General features: G+C 54.0%; 7 protein-coding genes. 6 read left to right on the top strand and 1 reads right to left on the bottom strand.

The genetic code is table 11. From position 1 onward, the window contains the following. The first annotated feature begins 1,143 nt into the window (after positions 1 to 1,143). Together AMUC_RS02070 and AMUC_RS02065 are read left to right on the top strand one after the other, a co-directional pair. Positions 1,144 to 3,720: a ligand-binding sensor domain-containing protein gene (locus AMUC_RS02070; protein WP_012419425.1), complete on the top strand. Its 2,577-nt coding sequence runs from the start codon at positions 1,144 to 1,146 to the stop codon at positions 3,718 to 3,720. A 194-nt stretch (positions 3,721 to 3,914) separates the two neighbouring features. Next, entirely contained in the window at positions 3,915 to 4,253 is a 339-nt protein-coding gene (locus tag AMUC_RS02065) for a hypothetical protein (RefSeq protein WP_128191307.1), read from the top strand. A gap of 339 nt (positions 4,254 to 4,592) precedes the next feature. On the opposite strand, the gene AMUC_RS11765 is transcribed toward AMUC_RS02065, so the two are convergent. Next, positions 4,593 to 6,590, bottom strand: a complete 1,998-nt coding sequence (locus AMUC_RS11765) for a beta-N-acetylhexosaminidase (RefSeq protein WP_012419423.1) — start codon at positions 6,588 to 6,590, stop codon at positions 4,593 to 4,595. Between the two features lie 217 nt (positions 6,591 to 6,807). Between AMUC_RS11765 and AMUC_RS02055 the strand changes: the two genes are divergently transcribed. The 4 genes from AMUC_RS02055 to AMUC_RS02040 all read left to right on the top strand — a co-directional run bounded on the left by AMUC_RS02055 (position 6,808) and on the right by AMUC_RS02040 (position 12,182). Further along, on the top strand, positions 6,808 to 7,602 hold the full coding sequence (locus AMUC_RS02055; RefSeq protein WP_143246147.1) for a hypothetical protein: 795 nt from the start codon (positions 6,808 to 6,810) through the stop codon (positions 7,600 to 7,602). A gap of 170 nt (positions 7,603 to 7,772) precedes the next feature. Beyond that, the gene (locus AMUC_RS02050; RefSeq protein ID WP_012419421.1) at positions 7,773 to 9,560 is read left to right on the top strand and encodes a chloride channel protein; all 1,788 of its coding nucleotides are present in this window, start codon (positions 7,773 to 7,775) and stop codon (positions 9,558 to 9,560) included. 199 nt (positions 9,561 to 9,759) lie between these two features. Beyond that, on the top strand, positions 9,760 to 11,286 hold the full coding sequence (locus AMUC_RS02045; RefSeq protein WP_012419420.1) for a sigma-54 interaction domain-containing protein: 1,527 nt from the start codon (positions 9,760 to 9,762) through the stop codon (positions 11,284 to 11,286). After that, on the top strand, positions 11,283 to 12,182 hold the full coding sequence (locus AMUC_RS02040) for a phytoene/squalene synthase family protein (protein ID WP_012419419.1): 900 nt from the start codon (positions 11,283 to 11,285) through the stop codon (positions 12,180 to 12,182). Before AMUC_RS02045 ends, AMUC_RS02040 begins: the two co-directional genes overlap by 4 nt. Position 12,183: the final 1 nt, after the last annotated feature.

The raw sequence follows: 12,183 nt of genomic DNA, 5'->3' as shown, positions 1-12,183 counted from the left end.
TGTGTGTAAGCGCAGCTCCGCAGTTGTCAAGGTTTGTGCGTGGACCTGACGGCTGCGGAGCTTTAATAAGTGTTTATTTGATACGTTTCGATATTTCAGCAGGGTATTCAACAGCCCCAGGGAGGTAATCCGGGGCGGAAAGGCTGTTCTGCTATGGGCCGGATGCAGAATGATATGTTCCTTTTCTTTGTTGTGGAACGGAACACCTTCCTCTCCAGAAATAATCCGGAGGGGTTGGATAGGTCAGGGAGGTTCGTTTTTCCCTTTTATCTAGAAGTAATAATTGGCACCTGGGTATGAGGAAGGAACGTACGGGACGGCATAATTCTATCTGTCGTGAATTTGGCCGTATCTTTTAGGGAGGCGGTGTTTCATACCCCCGGCTTGGGGCTCAACAGAAACCTGCAGACCGCTATTATCATCGCCCGGATAGGCCATCTAGGGAGAAAACCGGGGGCTTTATTCCATCTTTTTTGTCTTCGCTTTCTTCTTTTCCGCCTGTCGGACTGGTTCCTCCCTCCTTTCCTTTGGTGGCTTTAATATACAGTTGACCGTCAGTCCCGCTTTATGAAGCAATACCTCATTCATGGTCGGAAGGGTGCTGCGTGACTATGCCGGAACTGGTTGCTGGAATCAGGTCCGGAAGAATTGTTCGTGTTGGTGAGGACAACACTTTCTTTTTCTTTGGCCATCATCGGGAAGCCCTCCTCCGGGAACGTCCATATTGCCTCCTATTGCCGCTTCGGAAGAGTAGATGGCTTCTCCTTCGGATCTTGAGCTGTGTTTATTCTCCTGCCTCAAAAAAGGCCGGTAAATATAACTTTATATGGGGAAACGCATGGTAGGTTTGAAATTTGAATCAGAGAATAACCGGGGAAAACATGTTGAAAAAACGGAATGCCGGACGTTGCTATCAGGCCTGTTCCCTGTATTTTCCCATCCAAGCATAAAAAAGTATTAGTGAGGATTTTCTTGGAATTGATGTTTTTAATATAACTAACATATATTAAATGGTTTATGTGTATAATTCTAAACGGATTATGCCGTATTTTATTTGGATAAACTTGACAATAAATTGAAAATGGTGTTGACAGTGATAAAAACCGATAATATTATCCTGTAATAATCAGGAGATAGTTGGTTATGTTGATTAAATTCAAACACTTCGTAGGGACATTTGTGTTGATTTTCCTTTTGTTGGGGGCGTGGGCGGCAGGAAAGGTTGTAACCGTCCAGATACCGGAGCAACTTCCGGAATGTCCGGTCCGTTTTATTCGCGGCACGCTGGTAGCTGGCGACGGCTCCATCTGGGCCGTAGGAGAAAAAGAAAGCATTTACCGCCTTCAGATTGGGGACCGGACATATGAAAAATCGTGGCTTAATATGGATTATTATTCCGGTTTCCCCAAAGGAAAGAATTTCACCTGTATCGCGGAGGACAGGCAGGGGCGCATCTGGGCGGGCACGGATGACAGCGGCGTAGCCGTTTTTAACGGAAGGGAATGGAAGATGTATGACCGCAGCAATGCCCTGAATGGAGAGCATGTTTATGCTTTGGCCATTTCTCCCGTTTCCGGGGAGGTGGCCGTCACCACATCCGGAGGCGTATCCATTTACGATCCTGCAGGCGATTCATGGAAGACGCTGGACAGGTCCACCGGCCTGGTGGAAGACCAGGCGGCTTCCGCAGGTTTTGATACCAGGGGGAATTTGTGGCTGGCCTATGCTTGCGGCGGGGTATCCTGCTCTTCGCGCCAGTCAAAGTATATGCAGTGGAAAAATGTTCAGGCTCCCTGGTACTGGGATAACAGGCAATTCGCCCGTCAGCCGTACCAGCCGTATGGTGATGGTTTGCCTTCCAATATCTGCAATGTTTTGACTTGTACGGATAAGGGCCAGGTGTTGGTAGGTACCTGCTCAGGCTTGGCGTACAGTAACGGCATTAGTTCTTGGCGTTATATGAGAGGGCGTGATTATGCCCAGAAAAACAACCATCTGTATGGTTCTGCCGCACGGAAGACTGCGGTGCCGGGGGAGTCGAATTCCAGAATGTTGTCTGAAGATTTTATTTCTTCCATTATCCAGCAGGAAAAGGAAATTTTCATCGGCTACCGGATGCAGGGAGTGGATGTTCTGGATGCTGAAAAAATGACGGTGAATCAGAGAATAAGGAAGGGGCTGGAAAACGTGGATGTTCCTTCCTTGCTGGCGCTTCAGGACGGGAGTGTTTGGGCGGCGACATACGGACGGGGCTTTGTTCGTCTGAAAAAGGGGACTCTGGCTTATAAACTGGACAGGGAACAGATGGACAATGAAGTCCCGTTCCCTCGTCCGGCGCAGATGGAGGAGCCTTCTGTGGTGCTCAGAAGGTTGGAAAGGCTGGGGTCCGATGCGCATGCGGGGAAGAATATTGTGTTCCGGGGGGAGGACTGGACTACAAAAGGGGACTGGTGCGGGAAGTACGGGCACACGCGTGCCACGCTGTGCGCCACGAATGCCCCCATGAGCAATTCCGAATTCAAAGCCAAGCCTATTAAGTTCCGTACTCTTTCTTCCGTTCCCGGACATCCCGGATATAAGGGGGCCTTGTCTCCCTACTGGATTCAGGGGCTGATGGGGCTCAACCGCAAGAAAGGGGACGCTTTGCGCTGGTGGGTGCACAGCATCAAGGAAAATGATAACCGCAACGTTCTTTTCGACCCTACGGATTCCGTGCGGACAGAGGCGGAGTGGGATGACCACGGAGAAGTGTATCCGGGCTTTGTGGACGGACCCGATATATGGGTAGCCGTAGAGGTGCCGGAAGGTGTCCATGAAATAGCCCTGTATTTTTACAATCCCAACGGTTATCTCACCAATGAATCCAGGCGGGATTACGTGGTGGAAGCCAGAAGGCACCCTTCCACCGCTCCCCTTGTGTTCCAGTTCAATATTGAGGGGGATCTTGCGATAGGAGAACAGAATAATTGGGGGAAGGAACTTGCTGCATCCATGGAGCAGTGGTATTCCTACCCGGTGGAGGCGCGCACACGCGTTTCCAGATTTGCGGGGTCCGGGGTTTATAAAAGGTTCATGAGCAGGAAAGGGGGGATTTACCTGTTCCGTATTTGCCGGAACGGTTCCTTTAATACCATTTTAAACGGCGTGTTTGTGAATGAAAAAATACCGTGGGAAATTCGAATGCCTGAGGAACTGCCTTATTACGTATCCGGTGCTCTGGCCGGTATTGTCCCCACTCCGGAAAGGGTGAGTGGAGCTACTCTGGGACAGAGGGAAAAGGCTGTGTGCAAGCCTCTGTATGAGTTGCAGTATACGCGCAAGTACCTTACTCCGGCTGCGTGCAGTCTTCAGAACAGGTATATTCTTTCCCTGTGGCGGCAGGCCCGGAAGAGTCGGGCCGAGGGTGGTTGTCTGGCGGACTGCCTCCAGTGGGAAGCCAGAGTAAGCGACGACCGTGTGAGAGCTTCCTTCGATGAGACCATGAAGCGTTCTTGGGAGCAGAGCCAGATTTATTATATTGGCAACAGGTCCCGGGATTTCATGCCGAATGCCCCGGGTACTGTTCCTTTTTCTCTCAGCGAATTGCGCCTGATGGCCAAGCTGCGCATCGACTGGAGGCAGTATCGGGACGATGCGAAGACCCCTCCTGAAAAAACTGTTCAGGAAATGAAAGAATTCCTCAATAAGGAATTGCTGAAACAACAACAAAGTAGAAAATAACAATGAATAAAATTGCCTGTGCAATAATGGTTTCTCTCTCAGGAATCTGTCTCTTGAAAGGGGAAACAGTGCCGCAGAAGACGGAATGGAAAGGGGGACGTCTCATTTATGATGGAGTCATCATCAAAAATCAGTTCAATCTGCCTCAAAAAGGAATCAAATACCATGATGAGGATAGGTTGTCCTATGATGTCATGGACACCACCATTGAAATGAGCACCACCCTTTCCAAAAATCCTCAATGCGGCAGGGAATGGTGTTACAAGGGAATCAGCCATATTGTTGTCAAATATTCCGGCCCGATTTCCGATCCGATAGACGGAGGCACCATCTATTTTGAACCATACTATAACCACCATATCTGGTTTGATAAGAAAAAGTATGGGGAATGGGGGATTTTGTACTCCAAAGTCTATATTATTACCCGAATCAAGAATGCGAATATTGAGGATGTCAGAGACTATGGAATCAGCGGGGAGGACGGAAGCATCTTTTTCCAGTATGTGGAAAAAGTGGTAGATGATAACATGTAAATTCCGTCTGGCTTTCCCGGATGAAAATCATCTTCCGCCGATTCACGGTTGTTCAGGTTCCGGAGGTTCGCAAGCAACGACCTCCGGAGCCTTGTTAAGGCAAGGCTGATTTCAGGGTAAGCCTTTCTGTGGGTTAAAGTATCAATTTCGTGCCACCTGATGGAAAGGGGCGTCTTCCTCTATGAAAAGACATGCCGGCGCCCTTGGGAGGCCAATGATACTGAAAGGCTCGTGTCCGTAACCATGAGTCTGCGGATGCTGTGCTCCGTTTGTTGGAGTAAAGGGGGCTCTGTGTGAAGCCCCCCCTGCTGTTTCTGGTATGGGGCGGGGGCGGTGTTTTTATGGCGTTTCAAAATACACTGTCCCGTGGGAATCCCGGCCTCCGGCCCCTTTGAAGTTTGCTTTGACCGTATAGGTTGCTCCTTGCCTAGGGGCCGGGGCATTCAGAATGTACTGGATATTTTCCTTATGGGCGCCGCTTCTGCCTGCATGGGCGTCCCGGGAGACTTCCCGGGAATTTTCATACAGGGCTACGGATTCGATTTCGATGGCGTGGGCGCCTTTGTCGTACAGCAGGGTGACGGTGTGTTTGCCGGACGCTTTGACCAGTTTGGTAACGTCAAACGAATGTTCCTCCCGGGTCAGGGTGGCAGGCGTCCATGTGCCGATCCTGGGCGTATTGAAAAAGTCAGATTTGTCTATTTGGCTGATGACGTTCCGGGCAAACTTGATCCCCATCAGATCCATACGCTCGCTATACGCTTTCAAGCGTTTTTTGAAATCCGGAAAATCCTTTTTACCAGCGGGAGTCCAGCCGACTTCCGCAAAGGCGCAGGCACGGGGGAATGCCTGGTAGTGCAGGCGTTCCGGTGTGGAAATCCATTCCGTCCATACTTGGGCGCCCAGTCCCTTGACTCTGGAATGGTACTGTTTCTCCAACCCGGGGAAAACGGGTTCGAACCCGTATGCCTTTTGCAGGGGAATGCTGCCGTAGCTGTAATCCAAATAGGTGGAGGTGTGGAGGGAATTGATAACGTCATGCCCGTCCCGGATGGCGTTTTTAGCCAGGCTGGTGTTGCCCTTCCAGAACTGGATGACGGCGTTTGTATCCAGTTTGGCGCCGGCTTTTCCTCCTCCGTCCCCATTGACGTCATGTCCGTAAATTTCATTCCATCCCATCATGCGGCGCCCTTTTTGGGCAATAATGCCGGACATGCGGTTGGTGAAATGCATCTGGACGTCCGCATAACTTTTCATGCCGTTTTTTTTCATGAATTCCTCAATTTCCGGAACCCCCTTCCATTGCTTGTCATAGCGCACTTCATCTCCGCCAATGTGGATGATTCTGCCGGGGAAGATCGCCGTGACTTCATCCAAAACATCGGACAGGAAGGCATAAGTTTTTTCCGAGGTGGGATCGAAGGCCGTATTGACGATGAATGTTGTGGGCACTTCCCCGGGAGTTTTCAGGCTCAGGAAGGGGTATGCTACGGCGGCGGCGCTGGCATGGCCCGGCATTTCAATTTCCGGAACGATGGTGATGTTTCGGCGGGCTGCGTATTGTACGATATCCCTGATCTGTTCCTGGGTATAAAAGCCTTCATGCGGCGTTCCGTCTGACTTGCCGCTGTTCCATGTGCCGATTTCTGATTCCCTGCGTTTGGAGCCGATGGAGGTCAGGCGCGGATACTTCTTGATTTCAATGCGCCATCCTGTGTCGTCCGTCAGGTGCCAGTGCAGGATGTTCATTTTCAGCAGAGCCATTTGGTCGATGATCTGTTTAATGGTTTTCTCGCCAAAGAAGTGGCGTGCTTCATCAATCATCAGCGCCCGCCAGGAGAATCGCGGGTAGTCCGTTATGCGGAACGGAGTTTCAGAAATATTCCACCGGACGGCGGATTTATCCCCCGTCCGGTCGTGGAAGACGGAGGGCATCATCTGGACCAGGCTTTGCCCCGCGTAAAAGATGCCCCTGGCATCGGCTGCGGAAAGGATGATTCCACTTGGGGATGATTGGATGGAGTAGGCTTCTTCTCCCCTGGCGGCCAGGGCTGGGTCTTTTTTGATGACAATGCAGGCGGCTTTTTTCGACGCTTGCCCGGCCGGTTTAAGGGGAAGGGGGAGTCCCGTCCCTGCGCTGAGCATCTGCTGCAATTGCCCTGCCTGATCCAGGAAAGCTTTGTCCTGTGTTTCCGTGATGATGAGGGAATCCGGTGTGAGACGGGCCGGACTTCCTGTGAACAATGTGATTTCCGCCGGTTTCGGGATGATTTGTTCTTGTGAGAAGGCTGCGGGAAGGCAGGCGGACAGGGCGAGTGCGGGGATAATGAATTTCATGGACACGGTTATAAGTACAAAGACTGCTGACACAATCTTTCATGGGGAATTCGTTTTTTTGGCTCTTGGAACTGAATATTGTTTTTTCATGCTGGTCTCATCTTTAGAAGGTATTTGTCCGGGTGCGGGCGTAGTATCCGTTTACGGCTAAAGCGGGATGCGGGTACGCATGGATGGCGCCGCTTCCGGATATGCCGTTTCAGAAAAATTTCCAGCCATGACCAATATGAAAATGAATACCGTAATTCTGTTGTCGCTGGCGGCCTACACCGGTATGCTGGCGTGTCCCGGAGCCTGGGCGACGGCGGTCTGCCAGGAACAGTCCTACCACCTGAAGACGGCATGCCCCCACCCCCTTTCCCTGGCCGGTCCTGCGGATGAGCGTGTTTATTTGCGATTTCAGGCGGGGTGGGCCAGCAAGTACGAGTGCGAGGGCTTGGACTTGTGGGACGGTTCTCTCTGCATGTTTGTTCCTGAAATACAGTATAAAGAGTGGGTGGGAAAAATATGGTACGGCGTTTCCACGGACCACCGGAATCATGCGGAGCTGAAATACCGGCTGGACTACGTCAGGGAACTGGGCAACTGGACGGTCATGCCCTGGTATGAGCACAGCTTTGTTTTTCCGGGAGATAAGGGAATCCCGCGTCCCGGATTGAAAACGACCTACCATTTTTCCGACCGCTGGTTTGGCGGCGCGGACCTGTACTGGCAGTATAACAACCATACGTTCCGCGGTTATTATGCCGTATTTGCGGGGATGCATGAAGAAATAGCTGATTGCGTGCGGGTGGATGCCGTAGTGCGCTACGGTTACAATGGGGGGTACGTAGGCCCGGTGGTGCACCATGGTTCCAATGCTCTGGATTATAATCTGAGCGTTACTTTCCGTGCTACCGGGCGCCTGACTGTGGAATTGTTCACCAATTACAGCCAGGCGCTGACCGTGGTAAAGCAAAAGGGGCTGGGGGATGATTTCTATTACGGCGTCAATTTGAAATATACGTTCTGACTACCGGCGCGGGGGCCAGGCCCCGAAGGGGGGGCCGTAAGAGCCGTCTGCGTATCCGTTGAAAATCTTCTCTGGCTCCGGAGGGGCATGGGGCTGGGCAGTTTTTTCTTCCGTATCGAACAGCCGGAGGTATTTTTTTGTCACAATGGAATAGTATTGCCTTCTTTTCTATGAATTCTCCACTCCCCCAGTCCCAGCCGCCGGATTCCGTCTGGTACGGATGGATTTTAAAACTGTTCCATCATTGGAAGGTGGGGGAAAGGCAGGTTACTTATGTATGGGCCGTTCTCGTCGGCATGGTGGGCTCCTGCATGTCTCTGTTTTTCGAGTGGATGGTGGAAGTGATCCAGTGGATGCTCACCGGCATCTGGTCGGATTCCCGCGTAGGAACCTTTTCCCTGGTGGAGCCGGAATGGCGCATGTTTATTCCGGTGGCGGGCGGCCTGGTGGCCGGCTGCATTCTGCTGTTCCTGAAGAAAAGGATGCCGGGGCAGGCTATGGAATACATGGAGGCCATGTCCATCGGGAACGGGCTGATCAAGTTCCGGGCCTCCGCCCTGAAAGTTTTTTCCGCGGCATGGAGCATCGCTTCCGGCGCGGCCATCGGCAAGGAAGGGCCTATCATCCAGTCTTCCGCCCTGATTGCGTCTACCGTGGGGCAGCGTCTGCACGTATCCATTCCGCGGCTCCGTCTGCTGGTCGGCTGCGGAGCGGCAGCCGGGTTCACGACGGCGTTTCATGCCCCTTTTTCCGGCTGCCTGTTCGTGAGTGAAATCATCATCGGTACCGTGAGCATGGATATTCTGGCCCCCCTGCTCATTGCCTCCTGTACCGGGTTCGTGATGCTGCATCTGCTGGGGGATCCCTCCCCTTTGTACAGTTCCCCGTTTGAAAGCTTTACTGTCTTTTCCCAGTCTCTCTGGTGCATCGCCCTGGGGGCGGCGGCGGCCGTGGCGGCCAGGGGATGGGTCAGTTTGCTGGATGCGGCCGCCAGATATTTGAATGGCCGCCAGTCCCTTCTGCCGCTGCGTTTGGCGGCCGCCGGGCTGGTCGTGGGGATTCTGGCCGTTTTTTATCCGGAAGTGGTGGGCAACGGTCAGGCTCTCATTACCGGGCTGGTCCATGAGGATTACGGCACGCGGGAGGCGCTCGTCCTGCTTCTGGTGAAGGTGTCTGCCGTGGCGGTGGTGTTCGGCTGCGGTACGGTGGGCGGAGCCATGACGCCCACCCTGTACGTGGGGAGCATGGTGGGTTTTATCTTCAGTACGGTTCTGACGTCCCTGGGAATGGAGGGCAACCATACGGTGGCATATGCGATGGTGGGGATGGCGTCCTTTTTCGCCGTAGCTGCCCAGGCCCCCCTGACGGCCCTGGTGATGGTGGTGGAGTTTTCCATGAGCGGACAGATGATTTATCCCTTGCTGATCGGTGTCGTAAGCGCTTATGGCACGGGAAAACTGATTCGCGCGCGTTCCATGTATGCCGCCAGCCTGGCCGGCAGTCCGGCGTCCGTCGTCAACCTGCCCATGGCGCAAGTCCATGTGCATGACCTGGCGCGGCACGTGGTGCCCCAGGTGGCCCCGGATGCTTCCCTGGATGATGTCTCCTCCCTGATGCTGCGGAATCCCGGAGATCTGGTTTTTGTGGTGAATAAGGATGGAATTTATGAAGGGGCCATCTATCCGGAGGACTTTCTGGCGGTCCGCCGGCAGATGGAGGAGCGGAAGGGGGCGGTTCCGGCCGATGCCGGGTCCTTGGTTCGTACGGGGGCTCCCGTGCTGGACGCCGGCACCCATCTGACGGATGCCTTGAAGCTGTTTGAACAAACCCATCTGCCCGCCTTTCCCGTGGTCTGGAAGAATACCGGTCGGCTAGACGGCGTGCTGTACCGCAACGCGTTGTTCCAGGTTATCACGGAGATGATGAAACGGGAGTCCGGCGGAGACGTGGGCATGTAAAACGGAACGAAACAAGGGATGTATATTACATTTTTGTAAAAATCTTTTGTTCCCCGTTCGTAATATCATCAACATTAATTGCTGGGATGTTATCCATATTCCCCGTGCCGTTTTTTTTTGCCCGGCTGCATGGTGGTGGAAGAAAAAGTAGTTGGTATGGCGGGGGCGTGCGGTTAATATTCGCCCAGCCCCGGATTGCATGAATGAAATAAACAGGTCACCGGATTTGGAGATGGTCGTGCTGAAAGAAATCAGCTCCGCCATTGTCAATGAACGCAACGGCACGGCTTTGCTCCGGCATATTCTGGACGTGCTTTACCGCCGCATGAAAATGCTGCGCGGCACGTTCACCATCCGCCGCGGGAACGATTTGATGATTGAAGCTTCCCACGGCCTGGACGAGCAGGAAATGAAACGCGGCCATTACCATGTGGGGGAAGGCATTACGGGGCATGTGGCGGAAACGGGCAGGCCCCATGTGATTGAGGATATTTCCCGGGATTCCAGGTTCCTGAACCGTACCCGCACGCGCAAAAGCGGTGAAAAAGTAGCCTTCATCTGCGTTCCCATCATTCATTTGCAGCAGGTCATCGGCACGTTGAGCATTGACCGTGCCGTGGACCGGGACACCGACCTGGAACGGGATCAGAAACTGCTGGAGATTGTAGGCAATATTGTTGGGGATGCTCTGGCTGCCAGCCTCCAGGCGCATGAGGAACGTGCCGCCCTGGTCGCGGAAAATGAAAAACTGCGGGAGCTTTTGACGACTAATCCGGGCGAATTGATCGGCAATTGCAGCACTATGCTCCAGGTGTATGAACAGATCCGCCAGGTGGCGCCCAGCGATGCCACGGTGCTGATACGGGGAAGTTCCGGGACGGGGAAGGAACTGGTGGCGCGCGCCGTGGTGAATCTGAGCGGCAGAAAGGATAAGCCGCTGGTCACGCTGAATTGTGCGGCTATGCCGGAGAACCTGCTGGAAAGCGAGCTGTTTGGTCATGAAAAGGGTTCTTTTACCGGGGCCACCAGCCGCCGCATCGGCCGGGCGGAGGCGGCGGACGGCGGCACCCTGTTTCTGGATGAAATCGGGGATTTAAGCCTCCAGATGCAGGTGAAGCTGCTGCGCTTTCTTCAGGAAAAGACCTTTTCCCGCGTGGGAAGCAACAGGGAGCTTCATGCAGACGTGCGCTTCATCGCCGCCACCAGCCGCAATCTGGAGGAACTGATGGCGGCGAGCAAGTTCCGGGAAGACTTGTACTACCGGTTGAACATTTTCCCCATCGTTATGCCGGACCTCTCCAAACGCAAGGGGGACGTCATGCTGCTGGCGGAACATTTTCTTTCCAAGTTCAACCTGAAATACGGAAAGGATATCAAACGGCTGTCCACCCCCGCCATCAACATGCTCATGGCTTACCACTGGCCCGGCAACGTCCGGGAGCTGGAAAACTGCATGGAACGTGCCGTCATTACGGCGCAGGACGACTGCATTTACGGTTACAACCTTCCCGCCTCCCTCCAGATGCCCAGCCATGACGTCCCTTATTCCCGTGACGGGGAGGCTCCCGCCGATTTGCCGACCATGGTAGATTCCTTTGAACGGGAATTGATTGTAGCCGCATTGAAACGTTCTCCGGGCAATATGTCCGCCGCGGCCCGGGAACTGGGCATTTCCCCGCGGGTACTCCATTATAAGATGCACAGGCTGGGCCTGCAGAAATCATGAAAGGCCTTGACCATCTTTTATCGGCCGTCTCCCGGTCCTTTTATCTGAGCATGCGCTTCCTGCCCCGGGAAATGCGCCCCGGCGTGGCCGTGGGCTATCTGCTGGCGCGTGCCACGGATACGGTGGCGGATGCCGTGGACATGGATTGCCGGGAGCGCCTGGCGCTTTTGAGGATGATGGGGGAGACGGTGGCCGGCTCTGCCTCCCGGGAGGTTGCCGCCACCTGTTTTGGCCGTCTGGGCGTTCTTTCCACAATCCAGACGCACCGGGGGGAGGCGGAATTGCTGGCCCGTTTCCCCGAATGCCTGGCGCTGCTGGAAAACCTTTCCCCGCATGAACGGATGCTGGTGCGGCAGGTGCTGGCCTCCATCGTGGAGGGACAGGCGTGGGATTTGATGTATTTTGAAAGCCATGCTGCCGTCTCATGCCCGGAACAGCTGGAACATTATACTTACATGGTGGCCGGATGCGTAGGGGAATTCTGGACCAGGCTGGGCTTGCTGGCCCAGGGGCCGGGCTTCAGCACGCAGCCGGAGGAGCAGCTTTTGCGCTGGGGCAGGCACTATGGCATGGGGCTGCAGTTGGTGAATATCCTGCGTGACCGGGAGGAAGACCTCGCCCGCGGAAGAAGCTATTTGCCTGCCCCAGATGACCGTCCATGGCTGGACCGCGCGGAACGCTGGCTGAAGGAAGGCGTGTTTTACGCGGAATCTCTGCGGAACGGGCGGCTGCGTTTTTCCACCGTCCTGCCCGCCTGGCTGGGGCTGGACACGCTGGAACTGCTCCAGCGGGCGGATCGGCGGCATCCGTCTTCCGGGAAGGTGAAGATTGCGCGCGGAGACGTTTATTTACGGATGTGGAAAGCCTTTCTTTTTTCTTGGAAAGAGGCTCTGTAGC

It is taken from the genome of Akkermansia muciniphila ATCC BAA-835, assembly GCF_000020225.1.
GTDB classification, from domain to species: domain Bacteria; phylum Verrucomicrobiota; class Verrucomicrobiia; order Verrucomicrobiales; family Akkermansiaceae; genus Akkermansia; species Akkermansia muciniphila.
Note: the sequence above shows the minus strand (reverse complement) of the source record. Positions and strands in the feature narration are given on the sequence as shown.